Origin of the sequence: Aeromonas sp. FDAARGOS 1419 (assembly GCF_019047045.1) — a bacterium.
GTDB classification, from domain to species: Bacteria; Pseudomonadota; Gammaproteobacteria; order Enterobacterales; family Aeromonadaceae; genus Aeromonas; species Aeromonas veronii.
In genome coordinates, this window is the sequence record NZ_CP077209.1 from 2,690,728 (window position 1) to 2,710,328 (window position 19,601).

General features: G+C 58.1%; 15 protein-coding genes. 4 read left to right on the forward strand and 11 right to left on the reverse strand.

The genetic code is table 11. The annotated features are described in order from the left end of the window. The first annotated feature begins 14 nt into the window (after positions 1-14). Both metQ and rfaH read left to right on the forward strand, forming a co-directional pair. The gene (metQ, locus tag I6L49_RS12060; protein ID WP_005339072.1) at positions 15-815 is read left to right on the forward strand and encodes a methionine ABC transporter substrate-binding lipoprotein MetQ; all 801 of its coding nucleotides are present in this window, start codon (positions 15-17) and stop codon (positions 813-815) included. A 96-nt stretch (positions 816-911) separates the two neighbouring features. Then, positions 912-1,412 (forward strand): transcription/translation regulatory transformer protein RfaH, encoded by a 501-nt coding sequence (rfaH, locus tag I6L49_RS12065; protein ID WP_216949623.1) that lies wholly within the window; start codon positions 912-914, stop codon positions 1,410-1,412. Between the two features lie 59 nt (positions 1,413-1,471). Here the strand turns inward: rfaH and I6L49_RS12070 are convergent, their stop codons facing one another. From I6L49_RS12070 to arcB, 6 genes are all read right to left on the reverse strand, one after another. Continuing rightward, on the reverse strand, positions 1,472-3,448 hold the full coding sequence (locus I6L49_RS12070) for a methyl-accepting chemotaxis protein (RefSeq protein WP_216949624.1): 1,977 nt from the start codon (positions 3,446-3,448) through the stop codon (positions 1,472-1,474). Positions 3,449-3,487: 39 nt separating this feature from the next. Further along, positions 3,488-4,699: an EAL domain-containing protein gene (locus tag I6L49_RS12075; RefSeq protein ID WP_216949625.1), complete on the reverse strand. Its 1,212-nt coding sequence runs from the start codon at positions 4,697-4,699 to the stop codon at positions 3,488-3,490. Further along, on the reverse strand, positions 4,680-8,921 hold the full coding sequence (locus I6L49_RS12080) for a transporter substrate-binding domain-containing protein (RefSeq protein WP_216949626.1): 4,242 nt from the start codon (positions 8,919-8,921) through the stop codon (positions 4,680-4,682). The genes I6L49_RS12075 and I6L49_RS12080 overlap by 20 nt, the downstream gene beginning before the upstream one ends. A gap of 223 nt (positions 8,922-9,144) precedes the next feature. Further along, positions 9,145-9,348 carry a hypothetical protein gene (locus tag I6L49_RS12085; protein WP_005349248.1) on the reverse strand — a complete coding sequence of 68 codons (204 nt, stop codon included), beginning with the start codon at positions 9,346-9,348 and terminating at the stop codon, positions 9,145-9,147. A 315-nt stretch (positions 9,349-9,663) separates the two neighbouring features. After that, entirely contained in the window at positions 9,664-11,028 is a 1,365-nt protein-coding gene (gene dgt / locus I6L49_RS12090) for a dGTPase (protein WP_216949627.1), read from the reverse strand. Positions 11,029-11,079: 51 nt separating this feature from the next. Beyond that, positions 11,080-13,392, reverse strand: coding sequence for an aerobic respiration two-component sensor histidine kinase ArcB (gene arcB / locus I6L49_RS12095; protein ID WP_042080553.1), 2,313 nt, complete (start codon positions 13,390-13,392; stop codon positions 11,080-11,082). A gap of 206 nt (positions 13,393-13,598) precedes the next feature. Between arcB and I6L49_RS12100 the strand changes: the two genes are divergently transcribed. Then, positions 13,599-14,585, forward strand: a complete 987-nt coding sequence (locus I6L49_RS12100; RefSeq protein ID WP_019446216.1) for a DUF2860 family protein — start codon at positions 13,599-13,601, stop codon at positions 14,583-14,585. A gap of 67 nt (positions 14,586-14,652) precedes the next feature. On the opposite strand, the gene I6L49_RS12105 is transcribed toward I6L49_RS12100, so the two are convergent. The 4 genes from I6L49_RS12105 to I6L49_RS12120 form a co-directional block, all read right to left on the reverse strand. Further along, positions 14,653-15,351, reverse strand: a complete 699-nt coding sequence (locus tag I6L49_RS12105) for a DUF3334 family protein (RefSeq protein WP_021231953.1) — start codon at positions 15,349-15,351, stop codon at positions 14,653-14,655. Positions 15,352-15,440: 89 nt separating this feature from the next. Beyond that, complete coding sequence (locus I6L49_RS12110; RefSeq protein ID WP_069526598.1) at positions 15,441-15,887, reverse strand: HIT domain-containing protein; 447 nt, start codon at positions 15,885-15,887, stop codon at positions 15,441-15,443. A 73-nt stretch (positions 15,888-15,960) separates the two neighbouring features. After that, a complete protein-coding gene (locus I6L49_RS12115) occupies positions 15,961-16,602 on the reverse strand; it encodes a DUF2057 domain-containing protein (protein ID WP_216949628.1) in 642 nt (213 codons plus the stop codon). A 71-nt stretch (positions 16,603-16,673) separates the two neighbouring features. After that, the gene (locus tag I6L49_RS12120; protein WP_216951645.1) at positions 16,674-17,573 is read right to left on the reverse strand and encodes a LysR family transcriptional regulator; all 900 of its coding nucleotides are present in this window, start codon (positions 17,571-17,573) and stop codon (positions 16,674-16,676) included. Positions 17,574-17,670: 97 nt separating this feature from the next. On the opposite strand from I6L49_RS12120, the gene I6L49_RS12125 reads away from it, so the two are divergent. After that, entirely contained in the window at positions 17,671-18,273 is a 603-nt protein-coding gene (locus I6L49_RS12125; protein ID WP_107682604.1) for a short chain dehydrogenase, read from the forward strand. A gap of 128 nt (positions 18,274-18,401) precedes the next feature. On the opposite strand, the gene I6L49_RS12130 is transcribed toward I6L49_RS12125, so the two are convergent. After that, positions 18,402-19,505, reverse strand: a complete 1,104-nt coding sequence (locus I6L49_RS12130; RefSeq protein ID WP_245147344.1) for a phosphoribosylaminoimidazolesuccinocarboxamide synthase — start codon at positions 19,503-19,505, stop codon at positions 18,402-18,404. Between the last annotated feature and the right edge of the window lie 96 nt (positions 19,506-19,601).

Below are 19,601 nucleotides of genomic sequence, written 5' to 3' on the forward strand. Positions count from 1 at the left end.
TGACAGGAGGTTTTATGAAATTTGGCATCAAATCCGTTGCGGCTGCCCTGCTGGCTGGTCTGGTTCTGGCCGGTTGCGGTCAAAAAGAAGAGAGCAAGGTTCTGAAAGTGGGCGCTATTGCCGGCCCGGAGACCGAACTGGTTGAAGTGGCTGCCAAGGTAGCCAAAGAGAAATACGGTCTGACAGTCGAGGTGGTCAACTTCTCCGACTACGTCACCCCGAACGTAGCGCTGAACGATGGCAGCATCGACGTCAACGCCTTCCAGCACAAACCCTATCTGGATGCACAGGTGCGTGATCGCGGCTTCAAGCTAGTGCCGGTTGGCAATACCTTCGTCTACCCGATCGCCGGTTACTCGAAGAAGATCAAGGCGCTGAGCGAGCTGCAAGATGGCGCCCAGATCGCGGTACCAAACGATCCGACCAACCTGGGTCGCTCCCTGATCCTGCTGGCCAAACAGGGTCTGATCACCCTGAAGGATGGTGCCGGTCTGGAAGCCACCGTACTGGATATCGCCAGCAACCCGCGTAACTTCAAGATTGTGGAACTGGAAGCAGCCCAACTGCCGCGCTCGCTGGAAGACGTGGACTTGGCCATCATCAACAACACCTTCGCCGGTCAGATTGGCCTGACCCCGACCGAAAACGGCCTGTTTGTTGAAGACAAAGAGTCCCCCTACGTCAACCTGATCGTCGCCCGCGACAACAACAAGGATGACGAGAAGGTCAAACAGTTCGTACAAGCTTTCCAGACCGATGATGTTTACAAGAAAGGTCTCGAGCTGTTCAAAGGCGGCCTGGTAAAAGGTTGGTAATTGCTCACTCGGCAAAAAAGGCCACGCAATGCGTGGCCTTTTTTATTGGCGCCGCTATCATATCCGCGAGCACGGCAACACGAACATACTCATAACATGAAAAAATGGTATCTGGCCTACTGCAAGCCAAAAGAAGAGGCCCGCGCCCGCGCCCACCTCGATGCCCAGGGTATCGAATCCTATTACCCCATGGTGGAGATCGAGAAGCTGCGCCGGGGCAAGCGAGTTCCGGTACGGGAACCCATGTTCCCCAACTACCTGTTTATCTTTGTCGATCTGGAAGAGGTGACACCGGTCACCCTGAAATCGACCCGCGGCATCAGCCGGATCATCCACTTTGGCAGTGAATGGACCCCCATCAGCAGCAAGCTGGTCTATCAGCTGATGAGCCGCGATGACAGCGACGAGGCGAGAGCCAGCTACGCCTGCCTGCCCTGCTCGGGCGACAAGGTGCTGATTGAAGAGGGGCCGTTGGCTGGATTCGAAGCCATCTATATGGAGCCGGATGGAGAGAAACGGGCAATTTTGCTGGTCAGCCTGCTCAACCGGGAGACCACCAGCAGCTTCGACAACCACACCTTCAGACGTCTGGACTAAACCCACGGGCCAGACGGATCGGTGAATGGCAATAGCAATGGCGGGATGATCCCGCCATCTCATGCATCAAGATCAAAGCGGGCGATGACCGCCTTCAGCTTGCCGGTATCACCAGCCAGTCTGGCTACGATCTCCTCCCCCTGCTGACTGCGCTGACAGGATTGCCGACTGAGCGCGGCAATGTCGTCGACCGTCCCGGATACCTCGGCGGCCACCCGCGACTGCTGCTCGGTTGCCACCGAAATGGCCTCCAGCTGGCCCGACAGCGACTGCACCAGCTGGTTCATGGCACTCAGGGTATCGGTCACCAATCCGACGGCATCCCGCCCTTGCTCCACCAACCGGGTACCGCTGCTGACGGTACTTACCGTCTGGCGAGTCTGCTGGGAGATGGCCGCAATAGTCTGGCTGATCTCGGCAGTGGATTGATGGGTGCGGGTTGCCAGCTGGCGAACCTCATCGGCCACCACCGCAAAACCGCGCCCCTGCTCGCCTGCCCGCGCCGCCTCGATCGCTGCATTGAGGGCAAGCAGGTTGGTCTGCTCGGCTATAGTGGCGATCACCTCGGTGATCTGCCCCACCTGTTCACTCTGATGCTCCAGCAGCCCCATGGCTTCGTTGGCCTGTCCAATCATGGCGGCAATCTGCTGCATGGTATCGCTCATTCGTGCCAGCGCGGCCTCTCCCTGACGGGTCTGCTGCCGCACCTGATGGGCTCCATCCGCCACACCGGCAATGTTGCCAGCCACATCACGAGCACTCACTGACATCTGATCGATAGCCGCCGCCACCGCATCGACCCGCTGATCCTGCTCCGTCAGGTCCGCCACTATGGCTCTGGTAGTGCTGCCCACATCGAGACAGGCCACCTCGACCTGCCCCACTGCGCCCTGCAACTCCCCGACCAGATGATGTAACTGGGCAGACATCCGGTTGATGGAACCAGTCAATTCTCCCAACTCATCCTGCCCTGTGATTGGCAAGGGCTCGGCCGCCAGCCGGCCATCCGCAACCTGCCCCGCCCGGGTCACCAGACAGGCAATGTCATGGGTCAGACGGCGACTAAAGAGCCATGCGACCACCATGCCAAGCACGATGGCGCTGCCGGTAGCCAACAGCAGTGTCTGGTTGATAGCCCTCCCGGCTCCAGTCATCTGCGCCGAAATCTGATCCACCTCGGCACGGGTTTTCCCCACCTGCTGGACCAGCTGCTCGCTGAGGTTGGACTGCATCGGCTCGATGTCGGTGGCCATCAGGTAGTTTGCCTGATCCCAATCCGGCGCCTGGCGTTTCTCGATCACCTGCCCCACCAGCTCGGAGAAAGGGGTCGCCATCTCTTCAAACAGCTGCCAGAGGCTCTGCTGGGTGTCGGTAAAGAGCGCGGCTTGCTGCTTCACCTCAGCCACCCGCTGCTGGTGAAACTGGTAGTAATCCTGATACTTGCTGCGGTATTCGGGATCGCCTGAGATGAGAAAATCCCTCAGGGCAGAGAGGGAATTGGCGAGGCTGTTGTAGGCATCTCCCACCTGCTTGAGCAGCATGCGGCGATCGCCGGAGAGTTGATCCTGCGGGGTGCCAACTTCTTCATTGGCAAAGGATTGCAGCTGATCGAGCGCAGCCTCCGCCAGCGGACCCGCCTCCTGCAGCATCAGGGTGTGAGCGGGCAGATTCTCTTCACTCTGGGCGATGGTCCACACCTTCTCCTGATGGCTTTTGAAGGTCTCGAGAGACTTGGCGAGCGCCGGACTGAAGGCCTGATGGGCGATGGCCTGCCAGGCCGACTCCCACTCCTGCTTGAGGCGGGAAGCCTGAGCCGGATCCTTGCCGAGGATCAGATAGCCACGCAAGGCAGAAACGGTGGCAACCAGCGCCTTCTGGCTCGCCTCATCCCGCTGCAAAGCGGGCAGCGCCTGCTCCAGCAGGGTGTGTTGGGCCTGATTGATCTGGGTCAGCCGGTAATAGACCAGCGTAGAGGAGAGCAGGATCAGCAGGTTGATAAAACCGAAGCTGAGCAGCAACTTACTTGAGATTTTCATGAACATCCTTGTTCAAACGGAGGGATCCAGCCAACAGAATCAGATAGATATCAGTGTAGGCAATCTATCTTGCCAAGTCCGGTGCCAATTAGCCAATTCACTGCGTGGCATCGGGCGGGCAGAGAAAAATCCCTGACAGAGGTCGCAACCGAGTTGGGCCAGCACTCGCCAGGTCGCCTCATCCTCTACCCCTTCCGCCACCGACTTCAGCCCCAGCTTGCGGGCCAACTCGATACTGGACTCGATGATAGCCAAACGTGACGGATCGGCATGGCAGCGATCGACGAAAGAGCGATCCAGCTTGAGTTCGGTGAACGGCAACAGTGCCAGCTGCTGCATCGAGGAGTAGCCGGTACCAAAATCATCGATGGAGAGGCCAAAACCATGCATCCTCAGCCGGGTCAGCACCTCCAGAGACTTGCCCAGATCCTGTACGAATGCGCTCTCGGTCACCTCCAGAGTGATAAGCTCCGGATTGATACTCCAGCGCTTGCACTGATCAATCAATAAGTTGCAAAGATCCCCTTCAATGAGTGAGGTGGTGGAGAGGTTCATCGACAGATTGAGTGACAACCCGGTTTCCTCCCATAAATGGCCATCACTCAGAGATTTGCTGATGATCACCTCAGTCAACGGATCGATAAGCCCGTTGTGCTCCGCCAGTGAAATAAAACGCCCGGGCGGGATCAGGCCAAACTCGGGGTGTTGCCAGCGGGCCAACGCCTCCATCCCGACCCACTCGCCGGATGCAAAACTCACCTTGGGCTGATACCAGGGCAGCAGTTGATCTTGTTCGATCGCCCGACGCAACTCATCGAGTCCTATTCTGTGCCCCTCTTCCTCCCTGAGGGGTTCCTGCCGGGGTGACCAAGCCTGGATAAGCGGCTGGAGCTGCTGCGGCGTTGAGGGTTTCTCTATGCGACCCAGCACCTGCAAGCCATAAGCGGTACTCATACGCAATACGGCTTCTACCACATCCCCCTCAAGCGCGCTGGAGAGGATAATGCCGCCCTGAAAACCACCCAGCGACAGGCGGCGCAACAGCGCCATGCCATCCATTCCGGGCATTCGCAGATCACAAAACAGGATATCGACGTTGTGTTGCTGGCTAAGCGCCAATGCCTCGACACCATCAACCGCTTCCAGCAGATTCTGGTAACCCAGGCTGCGGATCTGGTGCAGCAGCGCCTTGCGCTGAAATCCATGGTCTTCCACGACCATGATGACCAACTCATGTTGTGCTTTTTTCATCGAGCCATAATCCAATGTCGTGGGCAATCGCCGTCATCAACCTCTGCACTGTGTTGACCAGATCGTCGATCTCGTCGAGCCGCTTCAATCGCGCTGCCGATTCCAGCATGGCAGCCTGGCTGGCAAGCTCCTCCAACCCGACCATTCGGGCAGCCCCCTTGATCCGGTGGGCGGTCTCTACCAAGGCGCTGGCATCATGACAAATCAGTGCTGCCATCATGGCCTCGCCATCCTGCCGGTTGGAATCGAGATACTCCACCGCCATGACTCGCGCGGTCAGCTCGTCACCAAACAGCGCCAACCAGCGCTCAGCCTGCATGCCTGTAGCCCCATCAACGGGCGCAACCGCGTTTCTGGTTGGCGTCCTCTCTGCCAGCCAATGGGCCAGCATCTGGCGCAAGATATCCAGCGGGTAGGGCTTCAGTAACATGTCACTCATGCCAGCCTCTACCATACGAGCACTCGCCTCTTCCGACGTATCCGCCGTTACCCCAATGATGGGGGCCGTCACTCCCGCAGCCCGCAACGCCTTGGTCAGAGCATAACCATCCATCACCGGCATATGGCAATCAGTCAAAAGCAGAGAGAATTGCTGTCCCTGCCAGGCCCGTAGAGCCTTCTCGCCATCTTCCACAACCTGAGCCTCGATACCAAGAATGGCCAACTGCCGTGCCAGCAAGGCACGATTGACCGGATGATCATCTGCCACCAGTACTTTGCCACCCAGCTTCTCTGCAAGCGCAGGGAGGATTGGTGTGACCCGCTCCTGTAGTAATTCGTGGCAACTCTCCAGCAGAAGATCCGGATAGAGAGGAGATAGACCCAGACGCCACCATTTTTGTTCACCAATCCGACCCCGCAACGCTTCATCGGGTGACGCTATGATCCCCTTCAGCGCAGAGTGTTGCAGCCAGCTTTGCCATTCCCCTCCCAGCGCTTGCTCAAGCCACCGTTGATCGGCCAACAGCAACCCGTCCAGTGAGCGACTGAGCTCACTGGCCCCCAAGTACCTGAGCTTGGCCCCCTGCCGTACCATGGCCGCTTCGAGGTTGGTGTCATCGCTGAAAAACCACCATTCTGTGTCAGCCAGAGCTGGGGGATCCCACTGCGGATTGGTTAGCGGCACGGTAAAGCGGAAGCTGGAGCCCTCCCCTGCCTTGCTGGTCAGTGTCAGTGCCCCCCCCATTTTGCATACCAGCTGCTCACAGATTGCCAACCCCAAGCCGGTGCCACCAAAACGACGGTTGATATCTGACTCCACCTGCTCAAAAGGCGTGAACAGCAACGCCTGCTTCTCTTCGGCAATCCCAATACCGGTGTCACTGACACTGATGGCCAGTTGCTCACTCAGATAGCTGACCCGAATCGTAATCCCTCCTTGTTCAGTAAACTTCACCGCATTGTTGAGCAGGTTGGAGATGACCTGACCAATACGCACCCCATCGATGTCGGCCCAATCCGGCACATGATGCTCCCACTCCAGCACCACGTGGAGCCCCTTGTTATGAGCCAGTGTCGCATGGCCACGAATGGCATCGCAGATCACCGTTTGCAACCGGCTGCTCTGGTAATTCAACTGCAACTGACCCGCTTCTATCTTGGAGAAATCGAGGATGTCATTGACCAGATAGAGCAGGTTGTTGGTCGAGGTGACCACATTGCGCACCATAAAACGCTGGTCGTCGTTCAGCTCGCTCATTTGCAGCAATTCGAGCATGCCATGCATGCCTGAAATGGGTGTTCGTAGTTCATGGCTCATGGTTGCCAAAAAGCGGCTGCGAGCCTGCATCGCCTGCTCGGCATAGGCGCGAGCTTCGCGCAGCTCATATTCCTGTTGCTTGAGGGCAGTGATGTCCTGAATCACCCCATTGAGGATCAGTGCCTGCTGCTCCTGTCTGACAAAGTTGCCACGCACTTGCAGATAACGATCTCCATCAGGTCGCTCTACCTTGACCTCCAGATCGAGGGGCGCCAGAGTCTCGGCATGATTGGCCACCTTGCTGACAAAATCCTGGAGCGCCTCTTCGGTAAAGCCGAACACCTCACCACCCGATTCGGCATTGAACAGCTCCTGCCGGGAAGCCCCGAGGATCTCGCTGGCCCCCTGAGAAGCATACAAAAACCGCCCCTTGCCGGGTCCTTGCCACAAATACTGATAGACCACCCCAGGCATGCTGTCGGTAATCTGGGTAAGGCGATTTTCAGCCTGACGGGCGCGCTCCTCCGCCTCTTTGATCCGGCTGACATCGGTCAGTACTGTCAACACCCCCAGCATATTGCCATCGGGATCGCGATAAGGACGTTTGGCATAGATAACATGGCAGGGCGTGCCATCTGCTCGCAGGTTGCTCCCTGCCCCCTCCAGATCCTGTCCGGTCTGCCACACCCGGCGCTCTTCTTCCAACACACTGTTTCTGAGTGTCTCTGGCATGTTTTGCAGCTCCTCACTGCTACTGCCAGCACCAAGGAAAGCATCGCGATAGGCCTGATTGCACAAGGTGATCCGCTGCTCGCTATCACGTAGCGCCACCATGGTTGGCAGTGAGTTGAGCAAGGTCTGCACAAACAGCAACTGTTCGTTCAGCTTGTCCTCTGCGATTTTCCGCTGCGCAATCTGGCGACGCAAACTGCGAGCCCAGAACATCACCAGCAAACCACTGACGAGCAAGGCGCCCCCCCCTATGGCCAACCATTTGTAAATCAGGGTGTAATCAGACTCGATATTGACCGACACATTGAGCCAGCGTCGTTCCAGCAGTTGCCACTCCTCATCCGTGATGGTCAGCAGCAACTTGTCCATGATGCGGAGCAACTCGGGCTGAGCATTATCGACGGCCATACTGATAGGTACGGAAAATTCGGGGGAGCTCAGCACTACCTGATACTTATCATTGAAACCCTTCATCGCCTGCTGTCCCAGATTGGTCATGGTCAACAGCACATATTCGGCTCGCCCAGTGTCAAGCAAGGTCAGTAAATCGGCATCCTTGCCCACTTCGATAATATTGGCGCCCAGCGCGTGAATGAGAGAGGCTTCGTAAGAACCCGTCACACCACCAATCAGACGCCCTTTCAGCTCGACCAGCGACTTCAGCGGGCGAGCACCGTGTCTGGCTACGACATAGCTGTCGAACTTCAGATAGGAGGAGGTAAAAGAGGCAAAGGACTGACGATCCTTGAGCGGTGTCATCAAGGGAATAAGGTCCACTTTGTGCTCTTTCAGCTGTTTAAGTGACTCCTGCCAGGTATTTGTCGACGCCAGCTCAAAGCGGATCCCGGAGCGCAGACTCAATAACTTCATCAGGTCTGCCGTATAGCCATGCAATTCACCTTCGTCATCGATTTCACTGATGCCGGCAAATCCGGGGGCAACGGCGAACTTGATCACCTTGTTTCTCTGCTTCAGCCAACTAGCCTCATCTGGTTCCAGCAAAAGGCCAGCGTTGGCGCGTTCATCTTTCTGATGCAACCGTAATCGTGAGTCTGCAACGGGTATCTGTTGATATGCATGCCAAAGCTTCTCGCTCAGTTCTGGCTGGCGGGAGCTGGTCGCCATCGTCAGCGTGCTGCCAGAAAGCCACCCTGGAGCGACAACTCCCATTGACGCGGGCATTCTCTCCATCTTGAGGGTAACAATTGGACCCAACTCAAGATATGCATCGACAGCGCCCAGCTTGACCATATAGGTCGCCTCAGTGCGGCTCTCCAGCTCAGTTACATCAGAGATCCCCAAACGAGCCAATTCATTACAACTGCCAAAACCACGAATACAGACCCAGCGTAACTTGCGCGCCTGCTCCAGGGTCAATTGCTGATCCGGGGTATGCATTAAAATGGAACGGGCATATGAACCGATACTGCCGATATGGTTTATCCCCTTCAGCTCAAGAGCATTACGTTCGACTCCGATTAATGCATCGATCTGGCCGCCTTGGAGAGCAATCTGGGCATCTACGTAGGAGTTGTAGGAGATATAGCGCAGGGACACGCTCATTTCGGCTGCAATGCGCGAGGCCAACTCCTTGAGCGGACCGGCATAACGCTGGTTGGGGAGTTGATAGATGAAAGGGGGATAACCACCACGGGGAACCCCGACCAGCAGCTCCTTTTGTGCAGAAATTTCGTTACTTGTGCTCTCATCTTGCGGCTGGGGAGCCGCAACAGCCAACATGCCTGAAAACAACAGCAAAATGGGAAGAAAAAGCTGACGAAAGAGTGGCATAAGGTCTTGTCCTGATGAATAAAACAGATAGGGCTGCCACCTCTAATCTTGCAGATCCTGACGACGCAAGGCGAGAAAACAATCGCAACTGTTACAAAGAGGGCGGAGAGGATAATACTGAGTCACCAACATGTGAACCTGGAATCAACCATAAGATGGAAAAATGGCAGGCATGCAGCCTGCCATTTCACTAGCGAGGGGGATCTTATTCTCCCCTTCGCGATCAGGTTATTCGATTCCCGAGGCGGAAGCCGGTTTGATACTCCCGCTCGCGAACGAGGGCGATTTGACCCTGATATCCTTCCAGCCCGATATCCCTGAGCAGGGCGGGTGACAAATTGACCTGCACGAGACGACGCTCGACCCGGGCAATCCTTCTCTGGACCAGGGATTCAACACTGCGCAGTAAAACCAGTTCGATAGACATGACATTCTCCAGTTGAACATGCGGTTCTCCCGGAGAAAGTGGATATCACCCTGCGGGACGAACCGCGGGTGATAAAAAGACAGGGGTTACCTGTTTACGCCACGCGGTAAAAGAGCACGAGATTTCACGCCGCACGCAGTGCCGCGAGAGAATGCAATATTGAGCATCAGATGTTGCATATTCGTCTCCTTACCGGATAAAAGTTGAACAGGTTGCAGAAGTCTAAAAAATATCCGAATTTAAAACAAGCCTCTTGCGACTCCTTTTTAAACGTTTTTACGGCATTTTATGCTGCCCGAAAGGGAGCTTGGGACATCAGATCCCCGAGAGTAGCCGGTACTCTTCCAGTACATAGGTATCCGTCATGCCGCTGACATAATCGAGCAGCAGCCGCACCCGGTAATACCACTCCTGCTCGTTCTGGCAGGCAAAGCGCGGATCCGGAGTGGCGATCGCCAATCGATAGGCCTTGAGATGGCGGGCCGAGAGGCGGTGATAGAGGCGGCGCGCAAAGAAAAGCGCCTGACTCCCCTCCCCGGCCAGCAGGCGAGTAAACTGTGGCGCTGGCAGTGCCAATAGACAGGCATAACTGGTCAGCACCCCGCGCAGCGCCGCATACCCTTCCAGTTCGAGAGCCTCGACTTCGGGGCGCATAAAGACCAGCTCGCGGGCCACCTGCTTGAGGATATCGAGCACCCGCGCCGCCGGCTCCTGACCGTGCAGCAGCGCTTGCGGATAGGAGCCCTGCAAAATGGCCTGATGTTCGCTGACATAGCTCTGCGCCGCCAGCGCCACCAGATCCCGGGTCAGTTGCTGGCGAAAATGGGGAAAAAAGCCCCGACCACTGGCAAGCACGTCATCCAGTAAGGTGCCCATGTAGTCACTCTGGTCAGCAGCTCGCAGCGCCGCCAGCAGTTCACCCTGAGTCAGGATCCGCCGATCTACCGCATCTTCCAGATCGGCGATGCAGTAGGAGATGTCATCGGCCGCCTCCATGATGTAAACCAGCGGATGACGGCAGCCGGGGGCCAATCCCAGGCTCTGACCGAGGGCCCGGTAGAGCGGCTGCTCGCTAAAGAAGATGCCCCGCTTGCTGCTCCAGCCATGATGCTGACCATAGCTCACGCCGGGTTGCGGCTGCTGCGGATATTTGCAGAGCGCTGCCAGTTGTCCAAGTGTCAGGTTGAGCTCGTGCAGGCTGTGCACCAGCCGCAGACTCTGGGCGTTGCCATCAAACAGTTGCAGATCCTGACGCAATTCAGCCCACTGGGCCGAAGGTGGCTGCGCCAGCGCCTGCTGATAGAGGGGATCGAGCATCTCGCCGAGCCACTGGCTCATCACCTGCTCGCCAAAGTGGCCAAACGGCGGGTTGCCCACGTCATGAAGCAGGCAGGACATCTCCACCAGATTGATAAAAGCCCCTTCACAGACCATCCCGGCTGGCAAGGCGGCCAGAATACGACGGCTGATCTGGCGACCGGTCTCCTGCACCTCCAGCGAGTGGGTGAGGCGACTGCGCACCGAGGCCTTCACATCGAGCGGAAAGACCTGGGTCTTCTGCTGCAACCGGCGCACCGGCGCGGCCTGCACGATACGGGCGCGATCCTGCTCGGTCGCCTCCAGCAGCTCCTCATCCCCCCAGGAGTGGATGCGCGCGGGGGTAATCAAACGGCTATACATCTCGCAGCTCCTTGCCAGCAACTTCCATTAGACTCAAGACAACCTCCAGCCTCAAGACAGCAACCAGCGCCGCAGACGGGCGATATCGCCCGGATATTCCCGGCGCAGCGTCTCAATCCAGTCTTCCACGTTTTCCCACCAGGCGGGGTGATCCGGGCTCTGGATCAGCTGGGCTGTCTGTTGCAGACGGCGCAGACCGATGGAGCCTGCCGCCCCTTTTATCTTGTGCGCCTCTTCCACCACCCCCGCTTGATCCTTGGCAATCATGTTGGAGTCGAGCACTGCCATGTAGTCCGGCATCATCTTCTCGAACAGATCAACGCTGGAGAGCAGCACCGGCTTGCCCACGGTATCGGCGTAATCGGTGAGGAAGGGGATATCCAGCAGGGCATCCTGATTGCCCGCATCCGCCTGCTCGTCCGCTTCATCCTCGGCCAGATCGGCAAACAGGTGACCAATCACCTCCCGCACCGCTTTGGAGCCAAGCGGCTTGTTAATGACATCCTGCATGCCGTGATCCCGGTAGTACTGGCGATCGCCGGTGGAGTTGGCGGTGAGCGCCACCATGGGTGGCAGGCTGTCGCCATAACGCTCCAGCAGGGTTTTCGCCACATCGAAGCCGGTCATGTCCGGCAGCTGGATATCGAGCAAAATGAGGTCGAAATCATCCGGGTTGGCCATCGCCAACGCCTGGGTGCCGTCCCGTGCCACCTGCACCTGATGACCCAGCTTGTTGAGCAAGGCGCAGGCCACCGTCACGTTAAGCTCCACATCCTCCACCAGCAGGATATCGAGGGAGGGCATCTCCTCCTCCTGCTCTGGCAACACAGGCTCGGCGCAAGCCACTTCCAATTCGGCGGTAAAGCAGGAGCCTTCGCCCGGATCGCTGTCCACATAGAGCTGGCCGCCCATCGCCTGCACCAGCTGACGGGAGACCGCGAGGCCAATTCCGGTGCCGGTGGCGTGCTTCTTGCCCTGCACCTGATAGTACATGGCGAAGATCTTCTCCTGCTGGGCGCGCGGGATACCGATACCGGTATCCTCCACCTCGAAGTGCAGGGCCAGCTTGCCCGGCTCGTCGGCGGGATGGGATAGGCAACGCACGGTGACGCCCCCCTCATCGGTAAACTTGACCGCGTTGCCCACCAGATTCCACAGCACCTGACGCAGGCGGGTGCCGTCAGCCATCACGAATTGCGGCATGTCGCCATCCCGATCGAAATGGAGATAGAGCCCCTTCTGCTCCGCCTGAATGCGCGACAGGGTCTCCAGCTCGTCGAGGAAGGCGGGCAGATCGATACGGGTCGGTGCAATTTCGAGGCGACGGCGATCCAGTTTGTCCAAGTCGATGATGTCGTTGAAGATATTGCCAAGGGTCACCGCACTCAGGTGAATGGTCTTGAGCTGCTGATGCTGCTTGGGATCGAGGGGGGTATCCATCAGCATCCGGCTTAAGCCCACGATGCCGTTGAGCGGAGTACGCAGCTCGTGGCTGATGGTGGAGATGAAGGTGGTCTTGTCGCGGCTCGCCTTCTCCAGCTTGTCCTGATACTGCTTGCGCTCGGTGATATCGCGGCCAAAACCGAGCAGGCCGAGTCGCTTGCCGAAGCGGTCGAAGAAGGGCACCTTGCGCAGCTCGAAGTAAGCCTTGCGGCCATCGGGATACTCCAGCCACTGTTCGTAGGTGAGCGGCTCGTTGCTGGCAAAAACCTGCTTGTCGGTCTCCACCACCTTGTTGGCGATCTCCTGCTTGTAGACATCGAACGGGGTCAGACCGATCAGCTCGGCCTCCACCTTGCCGGTCAGCTCCTCCATGGCGCGGTTGCAACCGGAAAACTGCTCATCCTCGTTGCGGTAGTAGACCAGATCGGGGGAGCAGTCGATAAAGGAGCGCAGCAGGGCAGTACGCTCCCCCAGATGAAGCTGGGCTTTCTCTCGCTGGAACACCTCGTTCTCGAGATCCTCGATGGCCTGCAGACGCAGGCTCTCGGCCCGGTTGGTCTCGGCAATCTGGGCGTTGAGGCGGCTGATGTTCTCCTGCAGCTGGGTATTGAGCTCCAGATCCCGCTCGCGCATATCTTGCAGCTTGCGCACCATCCGGCTCAGTCGCTGACGGGAATCCTCCAGCTGATCCACCACGATGGAGAGAAAATAGACCGCCCAGGGGGTCACCAGCAGGCCAAAAAAGACCGAGCGAACGAAGTCGATCACATCGATATTGCCGCGCAGGAACAGGGTCACCCCCATCTGGATGGCGACCGCCAGCACGATAATGCCCGCCGCCAGGAACATGCTAAAGCGCACCAGTCCCAGCTTGGTCATCAGATCGACATAATATTGCGCCCAGGATTTAATCTGTTTCATCTTATTGTTTTCCCCCGATATTCGCGGTACAGAATACCAGCACAACCGAGTGAACTCTTCTTAATCTCGCACAATTAATTAACGATTCGCCGAATGAAATGAGTGGGTTAGGATAATTGGCAATATTGAGTCAGTTGCCATTAAGGTTTTTTCTTTATACTCACCGGCCGAAAAAATTCACCACCATTTAATTTAGGAGTTATCCGATGCGCAACACCACCTTGCTGGGCCTGGGCCTGCTGGTCGCAAATAGTGCTTATGCTGATTTGGGTGAAATTCCCAAGGAGTCTGGCTGGTCCGGTTTCCTGCTCGGCGGGGTCAGTGTCATCAATTACGAATCGAATTTTTATAGCGGTGATGATGAAAACCGCCGCCTGAGCGGACTGGGCAGTGCCGAGAGCAGCTCCGCCGTTGCCCCGCTACTCAACGCCGATATCCGCTACACCTTTGCCGATACCCGCACCCAGGTCTTCCTCGGTAACCTGATCCAGGATGCCATCCGTTTCGACTTCACCCAGCAGCTCGGTATCCGTCAGGAGATGAGCGACAAGGGCATCGTAGCTGGCTCCGTGGTCTTTAATGCCATGCCGACCGAGCAGTGGAGCGATCCCTTCGCTGTAGGCGTTGATCGCCAGTCGACCGATATCAAGTCAAAAGGGGTTCGCTTCGCCTGGGACAGCATCTGGGGTAGCAACTTCAATGGCAGCCTGACCACCCGCAACATCGAGGTGGATGAGGAGCGCAGCGGCAGCCAGTACGGCGCCGATACTGCAGCCAAACTGGATCGCAACGGCAAGATCCACGCCCTCGACCTCTCCTACAAATGGCAGCTGGCACCCGGTCAGATGCTGGAGCCAGCCTTTATCTACCGTCAAGCCGATCTGGATGGCAGCGCCCAAAGCTACAAGAGCAACGGCCTCCAGTTGACCTACGGCATGCGCGCTTCCCAGTGGTCTTTCGTCAGCAACGCCTATCTGGGCCAGACCAAATATGATGAGGCCAACCCGATCTTTGGCCAAAACGCCGACTCCGACGAGTTTGCCCTGACCGGTACCTTCTTCTGGCACCGCCTGTTCGGTATTGCGCCGCTCTCCGCAACCTTTACCGCTGGCTATGCCAAGTCCGATTCCGACATCAACTTCTACGATTCTGAATCCGTGATGTTCAACACCGGCCTGCTCTACAACTTCTAACAACTGTTGTTCGCACCGATACAACAAGGCCACCCGAAGGTGGCCTTGTTGCTATCCGGCGTTTGACTCAAATACCCAGAGAGTCGAGCAGATCGTCGTGATCGTTGGCGACCGGGGCCGCAGCCTGAACCGGCTTGGCGGCATCCTGCTTGGCCTGGGCGATCAGCGCATCGGGATCCAGCTCTTCATGCTCCATCCCCTCATTGTGGATGCGGATGAACTCGGTTTTGTCCATCGCCAGCTCCAGATAGAAGATGTTGTTGCGGGCGGTGAAGAAGGTGACGCGGCGGGACTCCGGGCTGTCGAGATTGGTATCGACGCTCAGCATCACCTGCTTGTTGAGGGCCAGCATCTTCGGCTGGTTCTGGGTGATGTGGGTCTGCAGATCCCGGCCCACCTTGACGGTGAAGCTGCCGACGATCTGGTTCATCAGCTCGCCCATCACGTTGCTCACCTCGTCAGAGGTGTGGGAGATGGCGAGATCCTCCTTGGAGAGCCCCATGCTCAGCATGTAGCTCTCGTACAGCTCCATGGCGGCGGCGGCGGAGAAGTTGATCACCACCAGACCGGAAAAACCGCCATCGAACAGCACGAAACAACCGATATCCGGCTTGAGGCAGGTCTTGCTGATCCGCTGCACCATGCCGGAAAACCGCACCTGACTCATGGTCGCGGCACTCAAAACGTCCGTCACCGAGTTGCACAGGCTGAGCAGCACATCCTCTGTGGTCAATACGGCATCGTCATCGGATCTTGTCACTATCATGGGACCTTCCTGAACATCGAAAATGGGCTTATCTATACCATAACTCTAACAGATGGCGCGGCCCGGAGACTGAAATAGCGACACGCCTCTCAGTTGACTCCGTTATCAGCAGCCACAGGGGTGAAACCGCTCAGCTTGGCGAGCCGGGCACGCCATATATCGGCCTGCTGCGCCAAAACTTGTGGCTCGTAAGGCAAGACCGGATGGGCTCCCCAGATGGGGCCGGGCCAGGCGCGATCCGTCGCAAAGCGGGCGACATGGTGAAGGTGGAGTTGCGGCACCAGATTGCCCAGCGCTCCGATGTTGATCTTGTCCGGGCTGAGGGCCTGTTCCATCAGGGCGGCGACGGCGCAGGACTCCTGCATCAGCTGTTGCTGCTGCTCCGGCGCCAGATGGTGAATTTCCCGCAGGTTGGCTACTCGCGGTACCAGGATCAGCCAGGGATACTGGCTGTCTTTGGCCAGCAAGACACGGCAGAGGGGCAGATCCCCGAGCCACCGGGTATCTGCCTGCAGGCGTGAATGCAATTCAAACATGAAAACCTCGTTGAGTACGATGAACAGAGCGCCTGAAAAAGGAGTGTCCACGTTACTGCAACGGGCAGAAAACTTAAAGCTGTGGGACGGCCCAACCGATAAAGCGCTTGCGCAGGGCCGGGTCTGCCTGGAGGAACAGCTGCTGCAACTGCCCTTCCAGCTCGCTGGCTGCCACAACGGGTTGAGCCCCACCAGCGGCCGTGGCCGTTACCTGCGTAGCAACGGCGCCAGCCGTCAGCACCGCCTTGCCGCCGCTGCGGTTGTATTCAGCCAGTTTGCCGTTCCAATCCACCCCAAGCAGCATACCGCTGGTCACCAGCACATCCTGCTGGATAGCAAGCGCGTGGCCATTCTCCTGCAACGCCACCACAGGAGCCTTGGCATACGCCTGCATCCCCCGCTCGTCTCCCGGTACGCTGGCCGTCAACTGCAAATGCTGATTGCTGCCCTGATAGCGCACCACCTGTGGCTCGGAGCGTACCTGCCGATCATTCTCGCTGCTGCTGCGACTGGGGATCACCCCCTCGAAGCGCACCAGCAGTTGCTGCTCGCCATCCGCCAGAGTGGCATGCTGGTCATCCTGCAAGGTGCCGTTGCTCACCGCGAGAATGCGGAAATTCTCCGGCACCTTCACGCCCACCATAGCCTGTACACTGCCTGCCCCCAAGACTGCACAGAGCAGCACAAAACCGGTCAACCCTCTATTACTCTTCATTCCCGCTGATCTTCCTGATGCCGATGATGGGCGCAGGGTAGCAGCCGAAGATGACAGAAAAATAACGCCGCTCAGAACAGGTAGTGGGGTCGCTCGGCAAACCACTGGGCCAGCACCTGCTTGAACAGCCGGATCTTGCGCGGCACCCGCCGCTGCTGGGCATGCAGTACATGGAGCTGATGCAGCCCGCTCTGCCATTCGTCGAGCACGGTCACCAGCTCTCCTGCCGTCAGCTGCGACTCCACCAGCATCAGCGGGCACTTGGCATAGCCCATACCGGCGCGCGCCAGTTGCAACACAGTGCTGTAGTGGTTGGCCCGTACCTTGCCCTGCACCAGAATGTGGGCCTCTTCCCCCTCACGGATAAAGTGCCACTGCTCCCAGGCCGGATTGTGCCCCTGCAACAGGCAGCTGCGCCCGCTCAGCTCATAGGGAGTGGCAGGATACCCCTCTCGCGCCACCAGCGCGGGGCTGGCCACCACCACATCCTTGAGCCGCCCCAGCGGCAGGGCCACCAGATTGTCCGGCACCTCGCTCATGGCGCGCAGGGCGATATCGTTCTCCCCCTGACTCATGTCGACCATCTGGTTGGTGAAGTTGAGCTCCACCTCTACTCCCGGGCAGAGCGCGGCAAAGCTGGTCAGCAGCTCGCTCACCATGCGATCGCCGGTGCTGACCGGGCAGGTAAAGCGCAGTCGTCCGCAATCCTCTTCGGTCAGCGCCTGAATATCCTGCTCCGCCTGCCGAGCCAGCGCGAAGATCTCCCCCGCCTGCTGATAGAGGGTCTTGCCCGCCTCGGTCAGACTGAGGCGGCGGGTGGTGCGCTGCAACAGTTGCGCATTGAGGGAGGTCTCCAGCGCGCTGACGTGGCGGCTCAGCATCCCCTTGCTTACTCCCAACGTATCGGCAGCGGCCGAGAAACTGCCGCGCAGCACCACTTCGTAAAAGCTGGCCAGATGGGCGATATCCATCATTAGCTCCAATATGGAAACAATGGGTTTATTTTACGCGCTTTTTCGCATTTTCTGTTGCGCTAGAATCGATACATCCCAACCAGGAGTGATGCAGATGAAAATTGTGATTGTGGGTGCCTCCGGCACCGTCGGCTCCGCGGTCAGTGAACTGCTTGCCAAAGATCATCAGGTGATCCGGGTCGGCCACAGCCGCGGCGATGCCACGGTCGACATGCGCGATCCCGCCTCCATCAAGGCGCTGTTTGCCCAGGTGGGCCAGTTTGATGCACTGGTTGTCGCCAGCGGCAGCGTGGCCTTCAACGGCCTGACCGAGATGACCGACGATCAGTGGCAGGTGGGACTGGAGAGCAAGCTAATGGGCCAGATCAACCTGACCCGAGCCGCCATTCCCTATCTGACTGACAAGGGCTCCATCACTTTGATCAGCGGTATTCTGAGCGAGGAGCCGATCAACTGGGGCGTGAGCGCCAGCACCGTCAACGGCGCCATCGATCACTTTGTGAAAGCGGCCGCCTGCGAGCTGCCAAGGGGCATTCGCATCAACGTGGTGAGCCCCACCGTGCTGGCGGAGTCGATGGAGAAATACGCCGACTTCTTCCCGGGCTTCGTGCCGGTGCCCGCCGCCAAGGTGGCGCAGGCTTACAAAAAATCGGTGTTGGGCATCCAGACCGGTCAGGTGTTTAGGGTCAACGGCTAATCGCCGCTCGCTTGCCGCCAGACCAGCAATAAAAACGGGCCCCATAGCGGGGCCCGTCTGTTTCTCTGCCTCTCTCCATCGCCACCAGCAAACGTTTGTTTGTTGGCGACAAAAAAAGAGAGCAACCCTTAGTCGATCAGACCGTACTGATCGCGCAGCACCTCGATGATCTCCTGCTTGGGATTGGCAGAACGCGCCAGCTTGTGGCCGATGATCTTCTCGGCGATCCCGACATAGGTGTTGGAGATATCCATCATCACTTCGGTCGGCAGCTTGTTGTCGCGGGCCAGGGCAAAACGTTCCGGCATGCGGTTCTTGTTGAGCAGGATGTCCGGATCCGGGAAGTGGTTGAGCAGCCACTGACGGAAACCCTCTTTGGACTTCTCGACAATCTGACCGTCGCGCAGGGCCGCGCCATCCCAGATACGGGAGCTGTCGGGGGTGCCCACTTCATCCATGTAGATCAGCTTCTCGTTGCCGGCGGCATCGTGGACGTAACCAAACTCGAACTTGGTATCGACGAAGATCTGATCCAGCCCGGCCAGCGCGTCGCTGATGACGTTGAAGCCCTCTTTGAGCAGCACTTCGTAGCGGTCGATGTCGGCCGGTTTGCTGAAGTTGAAGCCTTTATAGTGGCGCTCGATATCGGCACGGGAGACGTTGACGTCATCGGCTTCCGGCACGCCATCCAGCCCTTTCAGCACGCCCTTGGTGGAGGGAGTGATGAGGATCTCCGGCAGTTTCTGATCCTTTTTCAGCCCTTCCGGCAGGGTGATGCCGCAGAACTCGCGCTCGCCATCCTTGTAGGCACGCCACATGGAGCCGGTGATGTACTGGCGGGCAATCGCCTCGATCATCACCGGACGGGCTTTTTGCACAATCCAGACGAAGGGGTGCGGAATATCCAGAATGTGGCTGTCAGCCAGTCCCTTCTCCTTGAACAGCTTGAACCAGTGGCTGGAGATGGCGTTGAGCGCCGCCCCTTTGCCCGGTACGCCGTTCAGGCCATCCTCACCTTGCCAAATGCAATCGAAGGCCGAGATGCGATCGCTGATCACCATGAGGGCGAGGGGCGCATCGGCCGGCACATCATAGCCTTTCTCTTTTATGAGCCGGGCACTGTCTTCGGGGGTCAACCAGTAGACGCTGCGCACTTTGCCGGAATGGACAGGTTTATCGGTACGGATCGGCAAATCGTCATTCACCGCCAATACTTGATCTGCAAGACTCATGGCTAATAACACTTCCTGTTTGTGGGGGGTAAACATCGCGAGTCCCTCACCTGCGCGCTCTGTTTGCAACGGGCTGGCAAGGGGGCTCGCATCATC

What these genes read in the sequence shown, in the direction of transcription:
- metQ (WP_005339072.1), top strand. Translation starts at nt 15, where the DNA reads ATGAAATTTGGCATCAAATCCGTTGCGGCTGCCCTGCTGGCTGGTCTG.
- rfaH (WP_216949623.1), top strand. Translation starts at nt 912, where the DNA reads ATGAAAAAATGGTATCTGGCCTACTGCAAGCCAAAAGAAGAGGCCCGC.
- I6L49_RS12070 (WP_216949624.1), bottom strand. Translation starts at nt 3,448, where the DNA reads ATGAAAATCTCAAGTAAGTTGCTGCTCAGCTTCGGTTTTATCAACCTG.
- I6L49_RS12075 (WP_216949625.1), bottom strand. Translation starts at nt 4,699, where the DNA reads ATGAAAAAAGCACAACATGAGTTGGTCATCATGGTCGTGGAAGACCAT.
- I6L49_RS12080 (WP_216949626.1), bottom strand. Translation starts at nt 8,921, where the DNA reads ATGCCACTCTTTCGTCAGCTTTTTCTTCCCATTTTGCTGTTGTTTTCA.
- I6L49_RS12085 (WP_005349248.1), bottom strand. Translation starts at nt 9,348, where the DNA reads ATGTCTATCGAACTGGTTTTACTGCGCAGTGTTGAATCCCTGGTCCAG.
- dgt (WP_216949627.1), bottom strand. Translation starts at nt 11,028, where the DNA reads ATGTATAGCCGTTTGATTACCCCCGCGCGCATCCACTCCTGGGGGGAT.
- arcB (WP_042080553.1), bottom strand. Translation starts at nt 13,392, where the DNA reads ATGAAACAGATTAAATCCTGGGCGCAATATTATGTCGATCTGATGACC.
- I6L49_RS12100 (WP_019446216.1), top strand. Translation starts at nt 13,599, where the DNA reads ATGCGCAACACCACCTTGCTGGGCCTGGGCCTGCTGGTCGCAAATAGT.
- I6L49_RS12105 (WP_021231953.1), bottom strand. Translation starts at nt 15,351, where the DNA reads ATGATAGTGACAAGATCCGATGACGATGCCGTATTGACCACAGAGGAT.
- I6L49_RS12110 (WP_069526598.1), bottom strand. Translation starts at nt 15,887, where the DNA reads ATGTTTGAATTGCATTCACGCCTGCAGGCAGATACCCGGTGGCTCGGG.
- I6L49_RS12115 (WP_216949628.1), bottom strand. Translation starts at nt 16,602, where the DNA reads ATGAAGAGTAATAGAGGGTTGACCGGTTTTGTGCTGCTCTGTGCAGTC.
- I6L49_RS12120 (WP_216951645.1), bottom strand. Translation starts at nt 17,573, where the DNA reads ATGGATATCGCCCATCTGGCCAGCTTTTACGAAGTGGTGCTGCGCGGC.
- I6L49_RS12125 (WP_107682604.1), top strand. Translation starts at nt 17,671, where the DNA reads ATGAAAATTGTGATTGTGGGTGCCTCCGGCACCGTCGGCTCCGCGGTC.
- I6L49_RS12130 (WP_245147344.1), bottom strand. Translation starts at nt 19,505, where the DNA reads ATGAGTCTTGCAGATCAAGTATTGGCGGTGAATGACGATTTGCCGATC.